The organism is Arthrobacter sp. Sr33 (genome assembly GCF_054511195.1).
Genome location: NZ_JBTNDD010000001.1, coordinates 143,461 through 167,594, shown reverse-complemented (window position 1 = coordinate 167,594; position 24,134 = coordinate 143,461). Strand labels below are relative to the sequence as shown.

The 24,134-nt window shown below is 62.8% G+C and carries 25 protein-coding genes; 22 read left to right on the top strand and 3 right to left on the bottom strand.

Annotated elements, in window-relative coordinates; translation table 11 throughout:
* The first annotated feature begins 50 nt into the window (after window positions 1–50).
* From ACX80T_RS00890 to ACX80T_RS00865, 6 genes are all read left to right on the top strand, one after another.
* Window positions 51–1,064 (top strand): carbohydrate ABC transporter permease, encoded by a 1,014-nt coding sequence (locus ACX80T_RS00890; protein WP_116778876.1) that lies wholly within the window; start codon window positions 51–53, stop codon window positions 1,062–1,064.
* A complete protein-coding gene (locus tag ACX80T_RS00885; protein WP_019484005.1) occupies window positions 1,061–1,954 on the top strand; it encodes a carbohydrate ABC transporter permease in 894 nt (297 codons plus the stop codon). The genes ACX80T_RS00890 and ACX80T_RS00885 overlap by 4 nt, the downstream gene beginning before the upstream one ends.
* The gene (locus ACX80T_RS00880; protein ID WP_024477147.1) at window positions 1,951–3,534 is read left to right on the top strand and encodes an alpha-amylase family glycosyl hydrolase; all 1,584 of its coding nucleotides are present in this window, start codon (window positions 1,951–1,953) and stop codon (window positions 3,532–3,534) included. The genes ACX80T_RS00885 and ACX80T_RS00880 overlap by 4 nt, the downstream gene beginning before the upstream one ends.
* A 73-nt stretch (window positions 3,535–3,607) precedes the next feature.
* Entirely contained in the window at window positions 3,608–4,339 is a 732-nt protein-coding gene (locus ACX80T_RS00875) for a DUF72 domain-containing protein (RefSeq protein ID WP_019484002.1), read from the top strand.
* A 63-nt stretch (window positions 4,340–4,402) separates the two neighbouring features.
* Entirely contained in the window at window positions 4,403–5,377 is a 975-nt protein-coding gene (locus tag ACX80T_RS00870) for a DNA topoisomerase IB (protein WP_019484001.1), read from the top strand.
* 84 nt (window positions 5,378–5,461) lie between these two features.
* Window positions 5,462–5,827: a hypothetical protein gene (locus ACX80T_RS00865; protein WP_019484000.1), complete on the top strand. Its 366-nt coding sequence runs from the start codon at window positions 5,462–5,464 to the stop codon at window positions 5,825–5,827.
* Here ACX80T_RS00865 and ACX80T_RS00860 read toward each other — a convergent pair.
* Window positions 5,824–6,924, bottom strand: a complete 1,101-nt coding sequence (locus tag ACX80T_RS00860) for a diacylglycerol/lipid kinase family protein (protein WP_024477149.1) — start codon at window positions 6,922–6,924, stop codon at window positions 5,824–5,826. The two genes, ACX80T_RS00865 and ACX80T_RS00860, sit on opposite strands and share 4 nt — an antisense overlap.
* A gap of 72 nt (window positions 6,925–6,996) precedes the next feature.
* Here ACX80T_RS00860 and serS point away from each other — a divergent pair, with 72 nt between their 5' ends.
* Entirely contained in the window at window positions 6,997–8,283 is a 1,287-nt protein-coding gene (gene serS / locus ACX80T_RS00855) for a serine--tRNA ligase (protein WP_019483998.1), read from the top strand.
* Between the two features lie 43 nt (window positions 8,284–8,326).
* Window positions 8,327–9,157, top strand: a complete 831-nt coding sequence (locus ACX80T_RS00850) for an HAD family hydrolase (RefSeq protein WP_019483997.1) — start codon at window positions 8,327–8,329, stop codon at window positions 9,155–9,157.
* Between the two features lie 14 nt (window positions 9,158–9,171).
* On the opposite strand, the gene ACX80T_RS00845 is transcribed toward ACX80T_RS00850, so the two are convergent.
* Together ACX80T_RS00845 and ACX80T_RS00840 are read right to left on the bottom strand one after the other, a co-directional pair.
* Window positions 9,172–9,819: a hypothetical protein gene (locus ACX80T_RS00845; RefSeq protein WP_024477150.1), complete on the bottom strand. Its 648-nt coding sequence runs from the start codon at window positions 9,817–9,819 to the stop codon at window positions 9,172–9,174.
* A 69-nt stretch (window positions 9,820–9,888) separates the two neighbouring features.
* The gene (locus tag ACX80T_RS00840) at window positions 9,889–10,455 is read right to left on the bottom strand and encodes an inorganic diphosphatase (protein WP_024477151.1); all 567 of its coding nucleotides are present in this window, start codon (window positions 10,453–10,455) and stop codon (window positions 9,889–9,891) included.
* Between the two features lie 142 nt (window positions 10,456–10,597).
* On the opposite strand from ACX80T_RS00840, the gene dacB reads away from it, so the two are divergent.
* The 14 genes from dacB to panC all read left to right on the top strand — a co-directional run bounded on the left by dacB (window position 10,598) and on the right by panC (window position 23,996).
* Window positions 10,598–12,031 (top strand): D-alanyl-D-alanine carboxypeptidase/D-alanyl-D-alanine endopeptidase, encoded by a 1,434-nt coding sequence (dacB, locus tag ACX80T_RS00835; RefSeq protein ID WP_116778875.1) that lies wholly within the window; start codon window positions 10,598–10,600, stop codon window positions 12,029–12,031.
* 41 nt (window positions 12,032–12,072) lie between these two features.
* Window positions 12,073–13,221: a zinc-dependent metalloprotease gene (locus tag ACX80T_RS00830; protein ID WP_019483994.1), complete on the top strand. Its 1,149-nt coding sequence runs from the start codon at window positions 12,073–12,075 to the stop codon at window positions 13,219–13,221.
* A gap of 43 nt (window positions 13,222–13,264) precedes the next feature.
* Entirely contained in the window at window positions 13,265–14,257 is a 993-nt protein-coding gene (gene tilS / locus ACX80T_RS00825) for a tRNA lysidine(34) synthetase TilS (protein ID WP_024477153.1), read from the top strand.
* Between the two features lie 41 nt (window positions 14,258–14,298).
* A complete protein-coding gene (gene hpt, locus ACX80T_RS00820; protein WP_024477154.1) occupies window positions 14,299–14,850 on the top strand; it encodes a hypoxanthine phosphoribosyltransferase in 552 nt (183 codons plus the stop codon).
* Between the two features lie 192 nt (window positions 14,851–15,042).
* The gene (gene ftsH, locus ACX80T_RS00815; RefSeq protein ID WP_019483991.1) at window positions 15,043–17,115 is read left to right on the top strand and encodes an ATP-dependent zinc metalloprotease FtsH; all 2,073 of its coding nucleotides are present in this window, start codon (window positions 15,043–15,045) and stop codon (window positions 17,113–17,115) included.
* A gap of 36 nt (window positions 17,116–17,151) precedes the next feature.
* Window positions 17,152–17,769, top strand: coding sequence for a GTP cyclohydrolase I FolE (gene folE / locus ACX80T_RS00810; RefSeq protein WP_019483990.1), 618 nt, complete (start codon window positions 17,152–17,154; stop codon window positions 17,767–17,769).
* 14 nt (window positions 17,770–17,783) lie between these two features.
* Entirely contained in the window at window positions 17,784–18,689 is a 906-nt protein-coding gene (folP, locus tag ACX80T_RS00805; protein ID WP_024477155.1) for a dihydropteroate synthase, read from the top strand.
* A gap of 8 nt (window positions 18,690–18,697) precedes the next feature.
* Window positions 18,698–19,087, top strand: coding sequence for a dihydroneopterin aldolase (gene folB, locus ACX80T_RS00800; RefSeq protein WP_026041228.1), 390 nt, complete (start codon window positions 18,698–18,700; stop codon window positions 19,085–19,087).
* A complete protein-coding gene (gene folK, locus ACX80T_RS00795) occupies window positions 19,084–19,599 on the top strand; it encodes a 2-amino-4-hydroxy-6-hydroxymethyldihydropteridine diphosphokinase (protein ID WP_019483987.1) in 516 nt (171 codons plus the stop codon). The genes folB and folK overlap by 4 nt, the downstream gene beginning before the upstream one ends.
* Window positions 19,587–20,084, top strand: coding sequence for a DUF3180 domain-containing protein (locus tag ACX80T_RS00790; RefSeq protein ID WP_459303510.1), 498 nt, complete (start codon window positions 19,587–19,589; stop codon window positions 20,082–20,084). The genes folK and ACX80T_RS00790 overlap by 13 nt, the downstream gene beginning before the upstream one ends.
* Entirely contained in the window at window positions 20,077–20,592 is a 516-nt protein-coding gene (locus ACX80T_RS00785; protein ID WP_019483985.1) for a PH domain-containing protein, read from the top strand. Before ACX80T_RS00790 ends, ACX80T_RS00785 begins: the two co-directional genes overlap by 8 nt.
* On the top strand, window positions 20,589–22,184 hold the full coding sequence (locus ACX80T_RS00780; protein WP_019483984.1) for a PH domain-containing protein: 1,596 nt from the start codon (window positions 20,589–20,591) through the stop codon (window positions 22,182–22,184). Before ACX80T_RS00785 ends, ACX80T_RS00780 begins: the two co-directional genes overlap by 4 nt.
* The gene (locus tag ACX80T_RS00775) at window positions 22,150–23,082 is read left to right on the top strand and encodes a Rossmann-like and DUF2520 domain-containing protein (RefSeq protein ID WP_237742162.1); all 933 of its coding nucleotides are present in this window, start codon (window positions 22,150–22,152) and stop codon (window positions 23,080–23,082) included. The genes ACX80T_RS00780 and ACX80T_RS00775 overlap by 35 nt, the downstream gene beginning before the upstream one ends.
* Window positions 23,079–23,996 carry a pantoate--beta-alanine ligase gene (gene panC, locus ACX80T_RS00770; RefSeq protein ID WP_459303509.1) on the top strand — a complete coding sequence of 306 codons (918 nt, stop codon included), beginning with the start codon at window positions 23,079–23,081 and terminating at the stop codon, window positions 23,994–23,996. The genes ACX80T_RS00775 and panC overlap by 4 nt, the downstream gene beginning before the upstream one ends.
* Window positions 23,997–24,134: the final 138 nt, after the last annotated feature.

Sequence of the window (24,134 nt, the reverse complement as noted above, 5' to 3'; positions counted from 1 at the left end):
GGGCGGACACGGCACGTATCAGAATCTGTTGCAAATCAAGTGAGGACCACATGAGTACGAGAACTTCCGCGTCCGCGCGGTCGACGTCGGGTGCCCGCCCACTCGGGCGGAATAAACCCGGTAAACGCACAGCAGGCGAAGGTCGGATGGCGGCGATGCTGCTCTCTCCAACCCTTCTCGTGCTCGCCCTGGTCATTGCCTACCCCTTGATTTCGGCGCTCTACCAGTCCATGTTCCGGCAGCAGTCGGGCCTCGACGCTGACGGGTTCGTGTCTGAAGGAGAAGTCTTCGTTGGGCTCGGAAACTACACTGATCTTTTCGTTGGTGAGACAGGTGCCCGGTTCCTCAATGCCTTCGGTAACACCACCTTCTTCACCGTCACCACCGTCGCACTCGAAACCATTCTGGGCCTCTGCCTTGCTCTCGCGATGAACCGGGCCTTCCGTGGCCGGAGCTTCCTCCGGGCAAGCATTTTGATTCCCTGGGCTATCCCCACGGCCGTCTCGGGCCTCCTGTGGCGATGGATTTTCCAGTCGGACGGCATCGCCAACAATCTGATCGGAAGCGAGATCCTGTGGACCGCCGAAGGCGTCGCATCGAAGGTGGCAATCATCGTGGCGGAGGTCTGGAAGACCGCACCCTTCATCGGTCTGCTAGTTCTGGCAGGTATGCAGATCATTCCGGAGGAGGTCTACGAGGCGGCAAGAATTGACGGTGCCGGGTTCTGGCGCCAGGTTCGCTCCATCACTCTTCCACTCGTCAAGCCCACACTCCTGGTTGCGGTCCTGTTTCGCCTGCTCGACGCTCTGCGAATGTTTGACCTCCCGTTCGTGCTGATCGGTCCCGGCAAGGAATCAGTCGAAACTCTCTCGATGCTCGCCTGGGACGAATCAAACCAACTGCGGTACGGCTCGGCATCGGCATTCGCGATCATCCTGTTCCTTTATGTTGCGGTTGTTGCAATCGCTTTCGTCAAAATCCTCGGCGCGGATGTCGCCGGGACCAAAGAGGTGCGGGCGTTGAGCCGAGCCACCAGCACCCGAAAGGTCAAGGCAGCCCGATGACACAGATTCCCGTAATTCCGGCCGTTGAAACACCCGCCGAGGCAGCACCCAAGCGTCTGGGAAAGCGGCGAGGGTGGAAATCCTATTCGGTGTACGTAGGCCTGGCCGCAATCCTCGTCTACTGCCTGGCACCGTTCTATTGGATGCTGGTTTCGAGCTTCCGACGTACATCCGACATTTTCGACAACAGCCTCCTTCCTCAGCCGTTCTCCGCCGAAAACTACTTCAAGGTTTTTGACGGTTCCACCATGTTCGGGCAGGCACTGCTCAACAGCCTGATTGTTGCCGGCGTCACCACTGCGGCCGCGCTGGTTCTGGGAATCTTCGCGGCGTACGCTATCTCCCGGCTTAACTTCCGGTTCAAATCGGTGATCCTGGGCGTCATCATTGCAACATCAATGTTCCCCGGCATCTCAGTTGTTGTTCCCTTGCTGCGGCTCTTCACCGATATCGGCTGGATCAACACCTACCAGGCGATGATTGTGCCCAACCTTTCCTTTGCGATCCCGCTAGCCGTATGGAATCTGACCACCTTCATGAAATCACTGCCGTTTGACCTTGAGGAAGCCGCCATGATCGACGGCTGCAGCAAATGGCAGGCATTCCGGAAGGTGTTGCTTCCCCTTGCGGCGCCGGGTGTCTTCACCACCGCAATCCTTACTTTCATCCACAGCTGGAATGAGTTCATCATTGCTCTCTCGATGGTCAACGACCCTGCGATCCAAACTGCGACGGTCGCCATTTCCAAGTTCACTGGTGCTACCGAGTTTCAGGCACCCTTTGGGGAGCAGATGGCCGCGGGGGTGATTGTCACCATTCCCCTGGTGATCATGGTGCTCATTTTCCAGCGCCGCATTGTTGAGGGTCTCACCTCCGGGGCCACCAAATGAACGATCCGTGGTGGCAGACAGCTGTCATATACCAGGTATATCCGAGGTCTTTCGCCGACGGCGATGGTGATGGAGTAGGGGATCTGGCGGGTCTGCTGGCTCGACTTCCGTACATCGCGTCTCTCGGTGTGGACGGCATCTGGCTAACTCCATTCCAGCCTTCACCCCAGGTGGATCAGGGCTACGATGTCAGCGATTACTGCGATGTCGACCCCCTCTTTGGGACCCTTCAACAATTCGATCAACTTCTCGATCTTGCCCACTCGCTGGGCCTGAGGATAGTGCTCGACGTCGTTCCCAACCACTGCTCGTCGGAGCACCCGCTATTTCAACAAGCGATCAGCTCGTCGCCGGGCTCGTCCGAGCGGGCGATGTTCCATTTCGCCGACGGCCCCGATCCCGTCACGCCCCCAAATAATTGGCAGAGTGTCTTCGGTGGCAGCGCGTGGAGCCGAGTAAATCCGGGCTCGGACTCCGACCACCAGTGGTATCTGCACCTGTTCTCGCCGGCGCAACCGGACTGGAACTGGCGCAACCCGTTGGTCGGGGACTACTTCGCGGAGGTGCTGCGTTTTTGGTTCGACAGGGGAGTGGATGGACTGCGCATCGACGTAGCTCATGCACTGTTCAAGGCTGAGGGCCTGCCGGATGCGGCAACCACGGGCACCGTCATCGACGGGCTCAGATCAAATCCACTTGTGTCGGACCAGGAGGAGGTCCACGAAGTGTATCGGCGCTGGCGAACGCTAACCGATTCGTACACCCCGGAGCGTTTCCTTGTGGGCGAGGTCAACCTCGAGCCGCAGCGGGCGGCGCGGTATACCCGCAGCGACGAGATGCATCAGGCGTTCGCCTTTGCGTTCGTCCGCCTGGGCTGGGACGCAAATGAGTGGGCTGGTGTTGGGCGTGAGCTTGAAACAGCCCGGCTGGAACATGGTGCATCGCCCACTTGGGCTCTGGAGAACCATGACATTGTTCGTTCGGCAACACGCTTCGGAGGTGGCAGCCGCGGCGTGGCGCGGGCGCGGGCAGGTCTCCTGGCCATTCTTGGCCTACCCGGGGGAGCCTACATTTATCAGGGGCAGGAGCTTGGGCTGGCGGAGGTCGAGGTGCCAGTGGGCGCACGGGTGGATCCCATGTGGGAGCGCGGTGGGGTTTCCCGCGACGGCGCGCGAGTGCCGCTGCCCTGGACGGTGGCGCCCGAAAAATCCCATGGCTTCTCACTCGTCGATTCACCATCCTCGCCGTGGCTTCCGCTTCCGTCGTCGTGGGGGGCATCGGCTGTCGAGGTGCACCAGGCGGATGAGCATTCGACGCTCCGTCTAGTCACCTCCGCGCTTGAACTGCGGCGTCAGCTGGCTTTTAAGGGCGTGCTCGACTCCAACGATGCTGGCGTCTGGCGGGTGGGGAACGGAAACCTGCTCATGTGTGAACGCGGATCGGAGTTCTTTGTTGCTGTGGCCATGGGGGATGCACCAGTACGGTTGCCTACCGGCAGCACGGTGGTCATCGCTTCCTCGCCCCAGGCTGAGGAGGGCTGGTTGGAGCCGGATAGTGCGGCGTGGGTGCTTCGGCGCTGAAACGGCAAGCGAAGTACTCATACCGGGATCCTGAATGCCTAGCCCTGGAGCGGCCCGGTAGCCTGTTCTGGTGATGGGCATTCACATCGGCACCTCCGGATGGAGCTACGTCCACTGGAATGACGTGATCTATCCCGCAGGCACCGCCTCCAGTAAACGGCTGAGCTATTACGTGCAGCGGTTCGGAACGGTGGAACTCAACGCGAGCTTCTACCGTTGGCCGCGCGACACCACATTCGCTGGTTGGCGCAGCAGGCTTCCCGAAGGATTTCTTCTCTCAGTCAAAGCGCCACGAGGGCTCACTCACGGCAAGAAGTTGTACCAACCTGAGGTGTGGGTCGAACGCATCACCCGCTGCTGGCATGAGCTCGGGGATAAACGCGCCATCCTGCTCGTCCAGCTCCCGCCGGGCCTGCACCGTGACGACGCCCGTCTCGATTACTTCCTCGGACTGCTGCCGGACTGGATCCGGGTCGCCGTCGAGTTCCGGCACCACAGTTGGGACGACGAAGGCGTCTACTCACTGCTGGAACGCCACGGTGCGGCGTACTGCGTGATGAGCGGGGCACACCTGCCGTGCGTCCTCCGGGCCACTGCCCCGTTTGTCTATCTGAGGATGCACGGACCCGACTCCGAGCATTTGTACGGCGGTTCCTATACCGACGCCGAGCTGCAGTGGTGGGCGGGCCGGATCCGGGAATGGCAGGGAGCGGGAAAGGACGTTTACGTGTACTTCAACAACGACGGCGGCGGCAACGCGGTGCGGAACGCCGATAGCCTGCGTGCCATCCTTGGCGTGGGATAGCCTGCGGTGCCCTAATCAGGAATACGCAGTAGGCTGATCTTCTCAATCCGGAAAGGTGGCCCAATGCCCAGACTTCGCCGCAGCGACTGTGAAAAGCCGGGCATTACTCGCCGTCGACACGGTAAGGGGTTCGGCTACCGGCTAGCCGACGGAACCCCGTTACGTGACGCCGCTGATCTTCGACGCATCAAGGACTTGGCCATCCCGCCGGCATGGCAGGATGTCTGGATTGCTCCCTACCCCAATGGGCATATTCAGGCGCTGGGTACCGACGCCGCGGGCCGCCGCCAATACGTCTACCACACGGCCTGGCGGGAGAAGAAGGATCGCGAAAAGTTCGATCGTGCACTTGAATTCGGGGAAAAGCTGCCCGCCGCCCGACGAGTCATCACCACCCGCCTTCGCAGTGAGGGTATTCCTCGGGAGCGAGCCTTTGCCGCTGCACTACGAATCGTCGACTCAGGGTCACTCCGAATCGGCTCCGAGCAGTATGCGGAGACCAACGGATCCTTTGGGGTCACCACCCTGCAGGTGGAGCATGTCCGGATCAAGGGTCCGATGATCACCTTTGAGTTCCCGGGAAAGAGCGGTCAGCGGTGGGAATCATCCGTTGAGGATGCGGACCTTGCGGCGGCGATGCGGCCCATGTTGAAGCGGGAGCAGGCGGACACCGCTTTGGCCTACCGCACCCCCGACGGCGAATGGCATCGCGTCGACGCGTCGCAACTGAACGGGTTCCTCCGCCAGGTCACTGGCGAGGGCTTCACGGCCAAGGATTTCCGGACCTGGCAGGCCACAGTGGTTGCAGCAATGGACCTTGCCCGCAGCGACCTATTGGCCACCAGTAAGACCGCCCGGCAGAAGGCTGTGGCGGCGACAATGCGCGCAGTTGCCGAAAAGCTGGGCAACACGCCGGCGGTCGCCAAACGTTCCTATGTTGATCCGCGGCTGGTTGATCGGTTCATGGCCGGCGAAGTGATCGAGATTGCCAGCTACTCGGCTTCCGAGAAGGCTGTTCGCGGGCTGCTTAAAGCTTAGGGATCCTTCCCAGTTGAACCCGTTCATCAGTAGGCTTCACTCAAGGCGCCGGGGTCGGCGCAACCGTTCAACGAAAGGCGCACCATGAGCGAGCAAGCTAACGACGGACGCGACGTCAACCCAAACGAGGGCGGCGGAGCCACCTCTGACGAAAACTACCGCGGGGACGCCGGAGACCAGGCCAATGATCTGCGCTTCTCCGAGGAGCAGCAGCTCATCAACAGCCAGGCGAAAGGGGAGTTCCCGGACTCGAATAGCGAGAACCTTGAGCCAATCCCCGGCGGTGGCTACACCGGCGGTCAGAAAGAAAAAGAGACCGAAGGCGGCTACACCGGCGACCAGGACCCCGAGAAAGAGGGCGAGTACACGGACGTCGAGGAAGATCCAGCGGACGGTACCGGGCCTCAGGGAGAATACACGGATTCCGACACTGACCGCGGCACCCGCTAACTCCTAGTCCTTCGCGCCATTGATCTGGTGCGTTGCAGGTCAGGGAACGATGGGACCCTGACAAGCAACGCGCCAGGATCAATGCTGACGTCAAGTGAGGTGACGGCTCCGGAGAGGTCGCCGTCAAGCTGGGTCTCTGTAGGATCCGCTACCGTCACGGTGACCCGTCGTGCCTGATAATAGTTAATCACCGGGATGACGCTATGGGGGCGGAAGACAATCTTGGTCCCCAACCAGATCCACCCCACTATGCTGCGCGGGCTCATCACCACAACATCCAGATAACCGTCATCGAGGGTCGAGTTCGGGATCAGTTCGATGCCGCCCGGCAGCCGCCCGCAATTGGCGAAAAGCACGCTGTGCACCTTCCGGCTCTGAGCGGGCTGACCGTCGAGGCTAATGCTCACCCGCTGGCGCCTCCCCGGGAGGCTGCGGAACCCGGCCTCACTGTATGCCAGCCAACCCAACCGTTTTTTCAGGACGTCGCTGGTCGCCGCAACGACCACTGCATCAAGTCCAACGCCACCCATCACCAGGAAGACGTGCTCGGCACGGAACCCGGTCTGCTCGTTGTGTAACTCGATACGGCCCATATCAATTCGCCGCCCGTCGCCGTGAAGTGCAGCGCGCACGCTGGCTTTCAGGTCCGACACGGGAATCCCCAGATTGCGGGCCAGCAGGTTCCCGGTCCCCAAGGGCAGCAGCCCCAGCGCCGCATCCTGATGCGCCAGTGCCCGGGCAACGGCACGAACCGTCCCATCACCACCAGCGGCGATGACGACGTCGGCCCCCTCCCGCAGCGCCCGGCTCGCCTGCTCAAAACCCGGCTCGGAGACCGTGGTCTCAAAGACCAGGGGCGGGTCCCACCCGGCGTCAACGCATGCCGTTTCCACCTGGCCGCGCGCAAGATCGGCGTTGAGTTTTCCGGGGTGGATGATTAGGGCCACCCGCTGGCGGCCCGTCGGGGCCGGGAGGCGAGGCAGCGCCGTCGGAGCTGGATGCTGCCGGGAATGCAACCGGCGGACCCCCAGCCAGCTCATTGCGGAGGCGGCAGCGGCAAGGGCCAGGACAAAGAGGAGAATCAGGCGAATCGGCATGATGCACCTCAGCGTATCGCCATGAAGTGTCTGCCGGGGATAATCGTCCTGCGCCATTGATAGTCTTGGCTCGTGATCGATGTTAATGAACTCCGCGAAAACCCTGAGAAATTCCGCACCTCGCAGCGAGCCCGCCGCGCCGACGTTGCGCTGGTGGATGCGATCATTTCGGCTGATTCCCGCCGTCGTGAGGTGGTAACCAGCGCCGAATCCCTCCGGGCAGACCAGAACGCTTTCGGAAAGCGGGTCGCCCAGGCCAAAGGTGACGAAAAGCAGGCGCTGCTCGCAGAGGTAAAGGAGCTTGCCGCCTCAGTCAAGGCGGCGGCAGTCGAGGCTGAAGCGGCCAGGCAGGATCAGGACTCACTCCTTCGCCGGTTGCCGAACGCCATCCAGGACGGCGTCCCGGCCGGCGGCGAGGACGATTTCGAGGTCATCAAGACAGTCGGCACTCCACGGGATTTCAGCGCTGAAGGCTTCACCCCCAGGGACCACCTGGAAATCGGTGAGCTGATCGGTGCAATCGACATGGAGCGGGGGGCGAAGGTCTCGGGGTCCCGCTTTTACTTCCTCAAGGGTGTTGGTGCCCGGCTGGAGCTTGCGCTGCTGAACATGGCCATGGACCAGGCTATTCAGGCTGGTTTCACCCCCATGATCACCCCCACGCTGGTTCGCCCGGAAATCATGCAGGGTACTGGGTTCGACGTCGCCCACGACGCCGAAATCTACCGCCTGGCGGAGGATGACCTCTACCTAGTGGGCACTTCCGAAGTAGCAATGGCGGGCTATCATTCCGACGAGATCCTCGACCTTTCCGGCGGGCCGGTCCGTTATGCCGGCTGGTCCTCCTGCTATCGCCGGGAAGCTGGCTCACACGGCAAGGACACCCGTGGAATCATCAGGGTCCACCAGTTCAACAAGGTCGAAATGTTCGCTTACACCACCGAGGAAGAGTCCTACGCGGAGCACGCCCGCATGCTCGCGTGGGAAGAGGAAATGCTCGCCAAGGTGGAACTGCCCTACCGGGTGATCGATACTGCCGCCGGGGATTTGGGCATGTCCGCCGCCCGCAAGTTCGACTGCGAAGCCTGGGTTCCCACCCAGGAGGCTTACCGCGAGCTGACATCCACCTCTAACTGCACCACCTTCCAGGCCCGCCGCCTCAACATTCGGGAGCGGCAACCGGAGGGACAGAAGGGCACCCGGGCAGTTGCAACACTCAACGGCACGCTCGCCACCACCCGCTGGATCGTCGCTATCCTCGAGCACCACCAGAATGCCGATGGGTCAGTGACGGTTCCGCAGGCGCTCCGTCCCTACCTGGGCGGGCTGGAAGTGCTCCCGGTCCTCGGAGCATCCTGAGCCGACCTACCCCGGGGAGCAGCGAGTCTGGTTCACTGGAGTAATGAAAGAATTCTCCACTGCAGGCATCGAGGACCGGCAGACCGAACGCAAACTCATCGCCCTCGACGTCGACGGTACCCTCGTGGACCACGAGGGAATTATGTCCGAAGAGGTCCGTGATGCCGCGCGGGCGGTTGTCGACGCTGGGCATCAGGTCATCATCGCCACGGGACGCTCACTGGGAGCGGCGCTGCCCATCATCAAACAGATCGGCATCACCAGCGGGTACAGCGTGTGCTCCAACGGAGGAGTGACACTACGCGTCGATCCGACACTGGCCCACGGATTCGAAATTATTGATCGGGTCACCTTCGATCCCAGGCCAGCACTCGTCGCGCTGAGGGAGAAGTTGCCCACCGCCAAATATGCGCTTGAGGATGACGAGGGAAATTTCCTTGCCACCGAACGGTTTCAGGATGCCAGCTTCGGCGCCGAGACCCATACGGTGGACTTCGACGAAATGCTCGACGCTGCCGCGGTGCGGGTGGTGGTGTTCAGCACGGACAGCACTGCCGAACAGTTCGGGGAGGCGGTCGAGGCGATTGGCCTGCACGGTGTCACCTACTCGGTGGGGTGGACGGCCTGGCTGGATATTGCCGCGGCTGGTGTCACCAAGGCGAGTGCTCTTGAACTGCTTCGCCGACGTCTGGGTATCGACCCGTCCGGCACTGTTGCCATCGGTGATGGTCGGAACGACATCGAGATGCTCGAGTGGGCGGCCAGGGGTGTGGCGATGGGACAGTCACCCGATGAAGTGCTCGCGGCAGCAACCGAAGTGACGGCCAGCGTGTACGACGACGGTGCCGCGAAGGTCCTCCGCACCCTCGTCTAGCGCGCGGCACCCAGTCAGTAGACGCTGCCCGATTCGTAGGGCAGCGTCGCTGGTGGTAGCGCCGCCGGACCGGCCGTAAGGTCGAGGAGCCTGGCGGCCGCCGGACGGGTTGCCCATTCCTCCACCCAGTGCGACCTGACCACCGCCTTGCTGACCGCTTGGGTGGTGATACCCAGTTCCGCGGCGATCAGCTTTTGCTGACCCCGGGCGCCCGGGGTCAGCAGATCCAGCACGTTCCACTCGGCCTCGGTCCGGGTGAACACAATTTGCCCCAACAGCCGAAGCACCGCTTCAGCCTCCGCCGCTACCTGCGAGTCAGGTCCCTCCACGGCCAATGGAATGCGTTCGCCGGTCTTCTGCGCCCGGGTGACCGCCCGTCGCGCGTACACCAGGCCGTAGCCCTGGGCTTCGAGAATGTTTTCAGGGATGGGCGAGTGAACGCCACCCACGCCAATCCCAACATGCCATCGGCGGTGACGCAGGGCCGTAAGCGCGACGTCGATAGCAGTGGTGGCGTTATCGACGACACCTTGCAGTTCATCGCCCGTTGACCGCTGGAATGGCACCACGGTTTCGACATGACGCAACCCGCGCAGTAGATCATTGACCAGGTCACCCACCTCACGGGAGTCACGCTGGTTGATCGTTAAGACGTAGAGCATGGCTTCAGTATGCCTGAAGCCATGCTCTTAACCGGTGTAATCAACCGGAAAACGTTGTTTTTGAACCTGCTAGCGGCCCTGCGGCGTGGTGGTGGCGTTCTCGACATCGGCGTCGACGTCGCGGCCCTGTGGCTCGTCCTCTTCCCGCTGTTCCCCGAGGTCCTGGAACCGCTTCAGTGAGGCCTCCACCTCGGCCTCCGCGGCTTCCCGATCCGCCCAATCGGCTGCTTCAACCCATTTGCCGGGCTCAAGGTCCTTGTATCGTTCGAAGAAATGCTTGATCTCTTCCAGCAGGAAGGGTGACACATCCGAGAGGTCCTTGATGTGATCGAAGCGCGGGTCGGTGGGAACGCACAGCACCTTGGCGTCACCGCCGCCGTCGTCGGTCATGTTGAAGACGCCGATCGGACGCGACTCGACCAACACACCCGGGAGGAGGTCGAAGTCCTGGAGCATGACCATCGCATCCAGCGGATCACCGTCCTCACCGAGCGTGTTTTCGAAGTAGCCGTAGTGGGTGGGGTACTGCATTGAGGTGAAGAGGACACGGTCCAGGCGTAGCCGGTGCGTCTCATGGTCGATTTCATACTTGACGCGTGATCCTTTGGGGATCTCGATGGTGACGTCGAGGTTCATGGCACTCTCCTGTGGAATCCTGTGGGGCAGCGCGGCGGTGTGCCTCAAAGGCTGCCGCGTCGGTCTAATCTTAAACATATAGGGTGAGGGCGCATCTCGTGGGTTCGAACCAGTGTGACAGCCAATCGATTGGGGGACCTGGATGCTCCGCGGCGCACGCGTGATCACCGCAGCCCTCCTTGTTGCCGTGTTCGCGGTTCTGGCAGTGCCCCTGGGGTTTGCCGCTGTTCCATCGGTGGTGCGCGCCCTCGAAGAGCCGGCAGCCACGCCGCAGCCCAGCACCCCTGAGCTCCAGATACCGCCGTCGGAGCTGACTCCGCCTGCACACGTAGCGGCACTCGACCCTGAAGCGCCGCTCCCAGATCCCGGGCTCCTGACGGCAGCCCTCGAAGCCGAGCTCATGCTCGACGGCCCTGGGAACCTGTCGGGGGTGGTGGTGGACGCCATCTCCGGCGATGTCCTTTTCGACCAGGATGGGGATGCTCACCAGCTACCGGCATCCAATCAGAAGCTGCTCACCGCCGCCGCCGCGATGACCAAGCTTTCAGCCGAGCGGCGGTTCGAAACAACAGTGGTTGCCGGTGCGAGAAGCAGCGAGCTGGTGCTGGTTGCTGGGGGTGACGTGCTGCTGTCCGCCGGGGAGTCGGATCCGGACGCGGTGGTGGGCCATGCCGGCCTGCAAACCCTTGCCAATGAAACCCTCGACGCGGTGGACCCGGCTGACGGGCCGTTCACCATCCTGCTCGATGACACGATGTTCGTGGGACCCACACTCAACGCAGGATGGTTGCCGGGAGACATTGCGGCAGGAGAGATAAGTCCCATTTACCCGTTGGCGATCAATTCGTCATGGGTGGAAGAGGGCGTCTCCCGGGGGCCCCGCTCAGCCGACGCGGCATTCGACGCCGCAACGGCCTTCAGCGCGGCGTTTGCCGCCGCTGGCAGCGAAGCCGGTGTGGAGGTGGCGGCGGAAGTCATTCGGGCCTCAGCGCCTGCCGACGCCGTCGAGCTGGCAGCGGTCGCATCGGCAACCGTGGAACAACAGGTTGAGCATATGCTTCTCACCAGCGACAACTATCTCGCCGAGACACTCGCCCGGCTGGCGGCGGGAGCCGCTGGCCAGCCGGCATCGTTTGGTGGCGCCACCGATACCATCGATAGCGTCCTGGGCCAGTTGGGAGTGCCCGGGGAGGGGCTGGTAGTCGGCGACGCTGCTGGGCTCTCGCCGCGCAACGACGTGTCGCCAGCTCAGCTCGCCGCAGTGGTGCGGGCCTTGGCAATCTCCGAAGATCCTGCGCTCGTCGCGGCCCTGGGGGGCATGCCGATTGCTGGACTATCCGGCACCCTGCAGGATAGGTATGAGCTGCAGGGTCCTGCCGCTAACGGCGCCGGTCTGGTGAGAGCAAAAACGGGAACACTCAACGCGGTGACCGCGCTCAGCGGGTACGTGGTCACTGTTGACGGACGGCTTCTGGTGTTCTCGTTTATTGCCGGAGAATTGGACGGAAACACTGTCGCGGCGCGTACCGCAATCGACCGGACGGCAGCGGCCATCGCGGGTTGCGGTTGCCGATAGCTGCGCCAATCTTCACAGGCTAGTGTGGTCGAATGGACCACATGGAGAGCAACTTTTCGTCCACTGTCCGCCACAAGGCACCGCCTCAACTCATCAACTGGGAGCTGGCTGCCGCTAGCGCAGCCAAACTCACGTCCGCTGGGCCGCAGGTCAGTCCACGGGAGATTGCCGAGGTTGTCGCTGAACTCCGCGCCGCTGCTGACGCATCGATCGGCTACGTCCACCAGATCACCGGGCTCGACGCCGCCAAGGACCTGCGGGACTCCGATCTGTTGATCGTGGATCGGGCGTCCTGGGCGAAGGCAAACACCCAGAGCTTCCAGGCGCTGATGGCGCCAGCGCTGGAGCATCTTTCACGCACCAAAAAGGAGCAGCTCACCACCGCCAGCGCCGCGCTCGGCGGAACCCTCACCGGTGCCCAGTTCGGTGCAATCCTGGCCTTCCTCTCCTCAAAGGTGCTTGGACAATACGACCCCTTCGGGCCGGCGAAAAACGGATCAGGCGGGCGCCTGATGCTCGTAGCACCCAATATCCTCGCGGTGGAGCGTGAGCTGAACGTAGAGCCTGCCGACTTCCGGTTGTGGGTATGCCTTCACGAGCAAACCCACCGGGTCCAGTTCGCCGCCGCACCCTGGTTGAAGGACCACATGCTGGCGCACATTTCCGAGCTGACCGAGGGGTTGCTGGATAAGGCGGATGGACTCTCCGACCGACTGGCGAAGGCGGCAAAGGGTCTCACCAGCGGCGGTGCTCCCACCGACAGTGACAGCAAAGACAGCGACCCCAAAGACAGCGACAACGGAATCCTCTCCCTGCTCCAGGATCCGCAGGACAAGGCTCGCATGTCACACCTCACCGCCGTCATGAGCCTCCTCGAAGGGCACGCGAACGTGGTGATGGACGCCGTTGACTCAAGCATCGTCCCGAGCGTCAAAACCATTCGCCGCCGCTTCAACGCGCGGGGAAAGTCACGCGGCCCGGTGGAGAAATTCCTGCGGCGGGTCCTTGGGCTCGATGCCAAGATGCGGCAGTACAGCGACGGTGCGAGGTTTGTGCGTCGGGTCGTGGACCGGGTGGGTATGGAGGGATTCAACAGCGTCTGGACCAGTGCAGAGCACCTTCCGACTGAGGAAGAAATCCATGCCCCTGACAAGTGGATCGCCCGGATGGGGTTGCGCAACGGTGGTTAGGCGACCCCGGCTCAGCCCGGTGGTGGCCAACGCCCGCAACCTGCTGCAACACGCCCTTGAATCGGGGGGAACCCCGGTGGGGTCTCTCATCCTGGTGGCCTGCAGCGGAGGACCCGACTCTTTGGCACTGGCATCCGTCGCAGCACACTCAGCCCGCTCCGGACGGTACCGGGTAGGAGCGGTGGTAGTGGATCACGGCCTCCATCCAGACAGTGCAGCGGTCTCCGCGCAGACGGCAACCAAGCTCACAGAGCTGGGGCTGGAACCGGTGAGTGTACGGGCAGTCACTGTCGACCAGACAGGCATGGGACCGGAAGCGGCGGCGCGTACGGCCCGGTTCGGGGTTCTGGACGCGGCTGCAGCCGAACTGGGTGCGTCAGCGGTGCTCCTTGGCCACACACTTGATGACCAGGCGGAGCAGGTGCTGCTGGGGTTGGCGCGCGGATCCGGCACCAGGTCCCTCGCCGGCATGCCGGCCCAGCGCGGCCGCTACCTTCGGCCCTTCCTGGGACTGCGTCGTGAGGAGACGGTCGAAATTTGCCGTTTCGAGGGCCTTGAACCTTGGCATGATCCGTCAAACTCTGATCCCAGCTTCGCTCGTTCCCGGGTCCGAACCCAGGTACTGCCCTACCTGGAAGACCAGCTCGGCCCAGGGGTGGCCCGGGCACTGTATCGCACCTCACGCATTCTGGCGCAGGACGCCGACTATCTGGATCGGGTCAGCCTGGAAAAGTATGAGCAACTGCACGTGCTCGACGGCAACGACATCCTGCTCCCCGAAGACGCACTCCGCGCGCTCCCGCCATCCCTCCGGCAGCGCGTCCTGGCCCTCACTGCCGTCCGGCTCGGCGGGGAACAGCCGAGTTTTGAAAGGATCCGTGCGACAGAGACGTTGCTCGAGCGCCGTGGCTCTGCCGGCCCGGTGCAACTTGGCGGATTCATCAGCGTGCACCGTCAGGTGCGCGGGAAATCCGTTCCCCAAGGGGACCCAAGCTATGGCAGTCTTGTCTTTAGAAACAACCGCGCACTTTCCTAAGCCCTTCGGTGCCGCCCTATCCAAACCCTCAGGAGCAATTGGTGGATTCACAGGACGTCCATGACGACCTCAAGCATGTTCTCTACACAAAAGAGGAAATCCAGCAGCGCGTAGCCGAGCTGGCGGCCCAGATAGACGCCGACTACGCCGGCCGGGACATCCTGATCGTCGGTGTACTGAAGGGCGCAGTAATGGTGATGGCTGACCTGGCGCGTGCACTGCATTCCCACGTCACCATGGACTGGATGGCGGTATCGTCATACGGCTCTGGCACCCAGTCTTCGGGGGTGGTGCGTATCCTCAAAGACCTGGAAACCGATCTGATGGGAAAGCACGTCCTTATCGTGGAGGACATCATTGACTCGGGTCTGACCCTTTCCTGGCTGAAGTCCAACCTGCAGTCCCGCGGACCGGCCTCCGTTGAGATCTGCACCCTCCTGCGGAAACCAGAAGCCGCGAAGGTCAGCATCGACGTGAAGTACGTCGGCTACAACATTCCCAACGAGTTTGTGGTCGGCTACGGCCTGGACTTCGCAGAAAAGTACCGCAACCTTGACTTCATCGGTACCCTCGCCCCGCACGTCTACGAGTAGACCGGGTCACCAGCGGGGCGGGCACACTCGAAATCTGTCCGCCCATAGGGAACTTATGCGCAATTTGGTGCGTGGTTGTGTGAAGACGGTGTAAAGCTTGGGTAGCAGCTTTCGTTGCGCGCGGACCGCGTTGCCGTAAGCGATATTTGGTTTGTTAAGCAGGAGGGACAGGGTCTCGCAGCCCTGAGACGAATGAAATTTAAGAACCTTTTCAAGGGGCCCATTTTTTGGATTGTGCTCGCCGTGGTGGCGCTGCTGATCATTTTGCCCAACCTGTTCAGTACCAGCAGTTCGCGGGTTGACACCAATGTTGGGCTGGACCTGCTGAACGACAACCAGGTGGAGCAGGCCAAGATTTACGACGGCGACCAGCGGGTTGATCTCACGCTGCGTGACGACTACGAGGATATGGGCCGCAGCGTCCAGTTCTTCTTCAGCACCGCCCGTGCGGAGGACGTGGTTGCAGCGATCAACACCTCCGACGTCGACGGTTTCACTGATCAGCCAGCCGAAAGCAACTGGTTCACCAGCCTGCTCGGTCTACTCCTGCCCCTCCTGATCATCGGCGCCATTTTCTGGTTCCTGCTCTCCCGGATGCAGGGCGGCGGATCCAAGGTGATGCAGTTCGGCAAGTCCAAGGCGAAGCTCGTCACCAAGGACATGCCGCAGGTCACCTTCAACGACGTCGCCGGCGCTGACGAGGCGGTCGAGGAACTCCACGAAATCAAAGAATTCCTGCAGGAACCGGCCAAGTTCCAGGCCCTCGGTGCCAAAATTCCCAAGGGTGTACTGCTCTACGGTCCCCCGGGGACCGGCAAGACCCTGCTGGCCCGAGCGGTAGCCGGCGAGGCGGGGGTTCCGTTCTATTCCATCTCCGGCTCCGACTTCGTGGAAATGTTCGTCGGCGTGGGCGCTTCACGGGTCCGTGACCTGTTCGAGCAGGCCAAAGCGAACGCGCCCGCGATTATTTTCGTTGACGAGATCGACGCCGTCGGACGCCACCGTGGCGCCGGCGTCGGCGGCGGCAACGACGAGCGCGAGCAGACCCTGAACCAGCTACTGGTTGAAATGGACGGCTTCGATGCAACATCGAACGTCATCCTCATCGCTGCCACCAACCGGCCCGACGTCCTGGATCCTGCGCTCCTTCGGCCCGGACGCTTCGACCGGCAGATTGGGGTTGAAGCACCCGACATGCTGGGCCGGGAACACATCCTCACGGTGCATTCCAAGGGCAAGCCGATGGCTCCGGGGGTGGACCTCCGTTCGGTAGCCAAGAAGACCCCAGGTTTTACCGGCGCTGATCTGGCCAACGTCCTTAACGAGGCGGCCCTCCTGACCGCACGTTCAAATGCCCAACTGATCGACGACCGGGCACTTGACGAGTCGATTGACCGGGTGATCGCCGGACCGCAGAAGCGCAGCCGGGTCATGAAGGAACTGGAACGCAAGATCACCGCCTACCACGAGGGTGGGCACGCCCTGGTAGCGGCCGCCCTGCGCAACACCGACCCGGTCACTAAGGTCACCATCCTCCCGCGTGGCCGCGCCCTGGGCTACACGATGGTGCTGCCCAGCGACGACAAGTACTCGATCACCCGCAATGAGCTGCTGGACCAGTTGGCCTACGCCATGGGCGGCCGGGTAGCGGAGGAGATCGTCTTCCACGACCCATCGACTGGTGCATCCAACGACATCGAGAAGGCAACTGCCACGGCCCGCAAAATGGTCACCCAGTACGGGATGAGCGAGCGGATCGGTTCGGTCAAGCTCGGACAGGGTGGAGGTGAGCCGTTCCTCGGACGGGACATGGGTCACGAGCGCAATTACTCTGATCACATCGCGTACATCGTCGACGAAGAGATCCGCAGGCTGATCGACAACGCCCATGACGAGGCTTACGAAATTCTGACCGAGAACCGGGATGTGCTGGACCGTGTCGCGCTGGAGTTGCTGGAGCGGGAGACACTGAACCAGGCGGAAATCGCGGAGGTGTTCACCGAAATCCGCAAGCGTGACCTGCGCGACGTCTGGTTGTCCAAGGATTCCCGTCCGGTACACGCCCTGCCTCCGGTGGTCTCAAAGAAGGAGCGCGAGGAAGCCAGCGAGGCCGGCGAACCTGCGCCCGAGACCGTTGCACCCCAGGATCAGATTGCTGACGCGCAAATCGTTGGCGACTTTGATGTTCACGGCAACGATCTGCCTGAGCCCGAGTCCGGCGAAGGCTCACCCGGCAAAGGTGGCGCAGAGAGTTCCCAGCCCTAAACGGTGGGATTGCAGGTACCGCGTAGGATTGGTTCAGTGACCGAATTCGACGACGAGGTGTTCTCGGCGGCCCTTGAAGCGGCCGGTTCCCCAGTAGACCAGCCCAGAATCCAACGTGCAGTGCGGGAAATCCTTGCTGCCATTGGAGAGGACCCCGACCGGGACGGGCTGGTGGAAACCCCCAAACGGGTTGCAAAGGCCTACGCCGAGTTCTTCGCGGGGCTCCATCAGGACCCAGCGGAAATCCTCTCCACCACCTTCGAAATTGATCATGAAGAGCTGGTCCTGGTCAAGGACATCCCGTTCTACTCCACCTGCGAGCATCACCTGGTTCCTTTCCACGGGTCAGCCCACATCGGGTACATCCCCTCGGCGGAGGGGCGTGTCACCGGGCTAAGTAAGCTGGCCCGGCTGGTGGAAGTGTTCGCGCGCCGCCCCCAGGTGCAGGAGCGGCTGACCACCCAGATTGTTGAGGCGCTCATGACGCACCTGCAGCCAAAGGGTGCCATTGTGGTTATCGAGTGCGAACACATGTGCATGTCAATGCGTGGAGTTCGCAAACCTGGAGCGAAAACTGTCACTTCAGCCGTCCGCGGCCAGGTGCGCGACCCCGCCACCCGTGCCGAAGCCATGAGCCTGATACTCGGAAGATAGGACACCACATACCGATGGATTCACTCGCTGCGGCGCCGGGAACCGGACCCGCCACATCACCAATTCCTGTCCTGAGGGTCTCCAGAGTGGCGAAGACCCTGGCAGACCTACCCACCGACCGTTCACTCGTGATGGGTGTACTGAACATCACCCCTGATTCCTTCAGCGACGGCGGGCGCTTCACCAGCGCCGATGAGGCTATCGCGGAAGGCCTCAGGATGCATTACGCCGGCGCGGACATCATCGATGTGGGGGGCGAATCCACCCGCCCCAACGCTGACCTGGTCAGTCCGGACGAGGAACAGAAACGGATCCTGCCGGTGGTTAAGGCCCTGGTGAAGGCCGGTGCCCTCGTCAGCGTGGACACCATGCACGCCTCGACGGCAGGGAAAGCGCTCGACGCCGGCGCTGCGTTGGTGAACGACGTTTCCGGCCTGGACTACGACCCCGAGATGCCCGCCCTGATTGCTGAGCGGAAGGTGCCCTACGTTCTGCTGCACCGCCGCGGCACGGCCGCGACGATGGGCTCACTCGCCGAGTACGAAAATGTCGTCGACGAGGTGATCGCCGAAATGAGCCAGGTTCGGGACGCTTTCGTCGCAGCCGGTGTGGAGCCACACCAGATCATCCTTGACCCAGGCCTCGGGTTTGCCAAGGATGAGGCCCACAACTGGACAATCCTGCGCGCCATTGACCGGTTCAACGCGCTGGGCCATCGGGTCCTGATCGGTGCTTCACGTAAGCGGTTCCTGGGGACGCTCCTCACCTCGGCGGGCAAAGCAGCCGCACCGCAGGAGCGCGACTCGGCAACCGTTGCGGTGTCGGCGCTGGCCGCGGCCGCAGGCGCCTGGGGTGTACGCGTGCATGAGGTCGGGCCCAACCTGGACGCCGTCAAGGTTTCCGCCGCGTGGACCGGCTAGGTCCCGACATGACACCGGTCCAGCAGGACACCATCACGATCACCGGAATAACCGCAGTAGGTTTCCACGGCGTTTTCGAGTCCGAGCGCAGGGACGGTCAGCCATTCGTCGTCGACGTCGTCCTGCATCTCGATCTCCGCGAGGCGGGCGCCACCGACGACCTCACCACCACCGCACATTACGGTGACGTCGCTGAGCAGGTTGCCGCGGTCATCACCGGCGACCCCCTGAACCTCATCGAAGCGCTAGCCGAACGGATAGCGTCGCGGCTTCTCGCGTCGTTCCCGGCCGAGACGGTTCAGGTAACGGTTCACAAACCACGGGCGCCGATTCCGGTGCCGTTTGGGGACGTCGCTGTTTCGCTAGTGCGCACCCGGATCGGCCAGGAAGCCTCGTGACCGAACGGGTGCGCTCGGTGCTGGCGTTGGGGAGCAACCTTGGCGACAGTCACAGCACCCTGTCCCTCGCCGTCGCCGATCTGGTGGACAGCGCCCGGGTGCGGTTGCGTGAGGTTTCACCGGTGGTACGGTCGATCCCGGTCGGGGGTCCGGCGGATCAGCCGGAGTACCTGAACATGGTGATCGAAGTCGAAACCGATCTGGGACCCTACGAGTTCCTGACCCACTGTCAGTCGGTAGAGGAAAAGCATCACCGGACCAGGGACGTCAGGTGGGGACCGAGGACTCTCGACATCGACATCATCACCTTCGGCGACTTCAGGTCAGACGACGAGCGACTGACCATCCCGCATCCCAGGGCAGCCGAGCGGGCATTTGTCCTGCAACCCTGGGCCTGGATGGACTCTACTGCGCTGCTTGACGGGCGCCTGGTAACCGAGCTGGTCAATGACACCGCGGACCGCACAGGAATCCGACCGTATGAGGGGGCCGACACTCAGTGGGTACCCTAAAGGTCGGCTGGCTGGCAGCATTCGGAGTGGTTGCCGGTGTTGGTGGCTGGATGATGAACTGGTGGGCGGGCCGGAACGGTTTTCCGGTTCCGACACTGCACCTGAGTTCGCTGCTGACGGTGGCGGCCATCCTGACCGTAACGCTCATCTTCGGGATCCGGGTCCAGCGCTGGCGGAACGGGCGCCGCGACCGGCCGCTCAACCCCATCCTCGCCGCCCGCACCGTGGTGTTGGCCCAGGCGACAGCGTACGCTGGCGCATTGAACGCCGGCTGGCATCTGGGCATTCTGGTGGATCAGCTTTCGCTCGTCGCCGTGCGCGGTGTGACAGCCTCAGTCTGGGGCACGGTCGCATTGGTGGCCAGCGGCATGGTGATGATCGTTGTGGGGCTGATGGTGCAGGGATTCTGCCGGCTGCCGCCCGACGACGGTGCCACCGGCGTTGACGGGGAAAGTGGTCGCAATGACGAGGGGGAGTATGCGTAAGGAACCTATTGATCCGGCCGGTCTGGAGTGGACACGGGTATCACCGAAGTATCTGAGGGTGCGCCTGCTCGGCTGGGTGATCGGCACGATCATCAACGTCGCCATCTTCAGCATTCCCCTGATCCTGCGTCTCACCGACATCTGGTGGGGCTTCCCACCCATGTGGGTAGCCTGGGCCCTGCCGATCGGGGCGCTGGTTCTTTCCGTTTGGCGAGGAATTCTGCTGCCACGGCAGGTCAGGGCTATCGGCTACGCGGAGCGGCACGAAGACCTGTTGATCCGTACCGGGGTCTTCTACCAACGGACCATGGTGGTGCCCTACGGGCGGATGCAGTACGTGGACGTCGCTGTCGGCCCAATCGAACGGGCCTTCGGATTATGCACCCTGAAGATGCACACCGCTTCCCCCGGCACCAACGCTTCCATCCCTGGGCTGCCAGCAGACGAAGGCGCACGGCTGCGCGAGCAACTCTCTGCCCGTGGTGAGGCGAAGCTGGCCGGACTGTGACAACCCACGACCAGACACCCCATGAGGACCCGGTCGTTCCGGATGAGTCACTGCTGGCGACCTCCGACAATCAATGGCGCCGGGTGCACGTAATTTCCCCACTGGTGCGGGGCTGGATTGCGTTGATCGCAATCGCCTTTTTTGCGGGCCAAGACCTGTTTGAGAGCCTCCTCAGCGGTGATGGTATTCCCAACCTGTCCGACGGCGGGGCGCGGCTGCCGTGGACCATCGCCGCCATTGCCGGGATCGTGGTGCTCGTCGCGATTGGCTTCCTTCTGTCGTGGTACTTCACGCGCTATCAGGTGACGGCCGAGCATGTGAAGGTCAACTCGGGGATAGTGTTTCGGCAGAACCGGCAGGCACGGCTTGACCGGGTACAGGCCATCGACGTGGTGCAACCCTTCCTGGCGCGGGTCTTTGGCCTGGCGGAACTAAAATTCGAAGTGGCTGACGCAGGCGAGTCCGCTGTCAAGCTCGCATTCCTCAAACTCAGCGATGCGCAACGCTTGCGCGCCACCATCCTGGCCCGGGCAGCGGGGGTCAGCATTGACCCCGATAACCCCGACGATATTCAGGAGGCACCCGAGCGCGAGGTGTTGGCTCTGAAACCCGGGCGGGTGATCGCAGCCGCGCTGCTTTCAGGAACCACCATCTTCCTCATCATCGGTGTGGCAGTGGTGGTTGTCCTGGCGGTGATCCTTGAGCAGGCGGCGCCGCTCGCGGTGATAATACCGTTGGGCCTAGGTGTTGCCGGAGGCTACTGGAGCAGCATCAAGAACGGGTTCAACTTCCGGGCCGCTATTTCCCCGGACGGCATCCGGGTCCGCTACGGGCTGCTGGATACCCGAACACAGACCGTCCCACCCGGGCGAATCCAGGCGGTCGGAATTACCCAGCCCCCGCTCTGGCGGGCCAAGGGCTGGTACCGGATGACAGTCAACGTAGCCGGATACGGCATTTCAGCATCGGGAGACGCCCAGGCGCGGGCAACGCTCCTGCCCGTAGGCACCCGGCAGGACGTCCTACAGATCCTGGCCCTGGTCCTCCCAGACCCCGGCACTGACGAACCCCTCGACGTTTTTACCGCCGGAATGGAGGGGAGAGACAGCCGGGCCGGGTTCCTCTCGACCCCGCGGCGTGCACGGTGGATTGGGCCGCTGGAATGGCGCCGCAACGGCTTCGCGGTCACCAGGACGGCTCTCCTGATCCGGTCGGGATTCTTCTGGCGGAACCTTGCCGTGGTCCCGCACGAACGGACCCAATCGCTGGCACTTCACCAGGGGCCGGTGTACAGGCGATTCCGGGTCGTCGACCTGTTGCTTCATACCACTCCGGGGCCGGTCAGCCCACGGATCCAGCAGGTCGATGAGGACACCGCCTGGCGGCTCTTTCACGAACAGGGCATCCGCGCCGCTGAGGCGCGTCGCCGCAGTCTGCCGGAGCAGTGGATGAGGCCGGTGGAGGTTGCAGACGCCACGCTGATGCCACCGCCGCCAACCTATGACGGAGCGACACGACCGGACGACGAACCTGAGGAGCTAGAGGAAATGTCGGTGGATGAGGAAGGAACCCCTCGAGATGGCGAGCGGTAGCGGGGCACGGCGCCCGGGCCGACTCGGGGTCGGAGTCATTGGCGCCGGCAAGGTAGGAGCGGTGCTCGGTGCAGCCCTGCGCGCCGCCGACCACGCAATTATCGGGGTGTCGGCTGTTTCTGAGGCGAGTCGGGAACGTGCGGAAATGCTCCTGCCCGGCGTGCCGGTGCTGGAGATTCCGGAGATCATCGAGCGGTCCGAGCTGGTCCTGATCGCGGTTCCCGATGATGCGCTTCCGGAACTCGTCGAGGGTCTGGCCGTGCTCGGGGCATGGCAGCCCGGGCAACTCGTTGCCCACACCTCCGGGCGGTTCGGTATTTCGGTGCTGGACCCAGCCCGCAAGCTAGGAGCCATTCCGCTGGCGTTGCACCCTGCGATGACCTTTACCGGCATGAGCCTTGACCTCGCTCGCCTGCCCGACTGCAGCTTCGGGATTACCGCGCCAACAGCCGTGCTTCCGGTCGCCCAGGCACTGGTAGTCGAAATGGGTGCGGAACCGGTGGCGATTGAAGAAGCTCACCGGCCGCTGTACCACGCGGCACTGGCTCACGCGTCGAACCATCTTGTGACGATCACCGCTCAGTCGACCCAACTGCTCTCTGACATTGGCGTTGAGCAACCCCACCGAATGCTCGGACCACTGATGCGGGCTTCACTTGAGAACGCTCTATCAGCAGGGGAGGGAGCGCTTACCGGGCCAGTGGCACGCGGCGACATAGGGACCGTCGAGGCGCACATGGCGGCTTTGAAAGCCCAACCCTCCGAGGACATCCGCGCCGCCTACCGTTCACTGGCGGTTGCCACCGCCCGACGGGCCGTCGAACGGGGACTTCTCAGCCACGCACAGGGTGCGGCAATCGCCCATGCCCTCGCACTCGATACGTTGGGCACCTCGTGAATGGTTCGAACCGCCCGACGGTGGTCAGGACCCCGGCCGAACTAGCTGAGACCACCGCCGACCTCCTGGACCGACGCCCGGGAACACCCCGCGGTGAGCGGCGTCCCACCCTCGGCTTTGTCCCCACCATGGGTGCCCTCCACGACGGGCACGCGGCACTGGTGAGGGCGGCACGCAAAAACAACGAAGTAGTGGTCGCCTCAATCTTCGTCAATCCGCTGCAATTCGGTGAACGAACCGATCTGCAACGCTACCCGCGGCAACTGGATCAGGATTTGGAACTGTTGGCCAACTGCGGGGCAGAGGTGGTCTTTGCCCCCTCGGAGACGGTGATGTATCCGGACGGCCCACCGCTTGTTTCCATCAACTCCGGTGCCCTCGGTGAAAAGTTTGAAGGGGCCGCCCGGCCAGGGCATTTCGACGGAATGCTCACGGTGGTAGCGAAACTGCTGCACCTTGCGGCGCCAACAGTTGACGCCGGGTTCAAGTGCTATTTTGGCCAGAAGGATGCGCAGCAGCTTGCCCTGATCCGCCGGATGGTTCGGGACCTGGACTTCCCCGCCGAAATTGTCACGGTACCAACGGTCAGGACCGCTGATGGGCTGGCGCTCTCCAGCCGCAACCGTTTCCTGACGGCGGCCGAAGAAGAAGCAGCGTTGGTGCTGTCGCGTGCGCTACGTCTCCTGGAGGGTCGGGCGGAACGGAATGAGCCGCTGGACCTGGACTCCGCAGTGGCATTGGTCACTAGCCAGCCGCTGGTGGAACTGGACTATTTTGAGGTTGTCCACCCCTCGACGCTCGAACCGTTGGCTTTCAACTGCCGCCAGACACCCTTCACCGGAGAGGCATTGGCGCTGATCGCGGCGAAGGTTGGAACGGTCAGACTAATTGATAACGCTCCACTGGGGTCCTGACCGAACCGCGATCTTGATCGGCTGCAAATCCGGGTGGCGAAAAGCAGCCGGTAAACTTATATCTCGTGACCCCAGATAATTCCAGCACCGCCAAAGAATCAGTCCTCGCCGATGTCGTGGGCAACGCCGACGAAACCA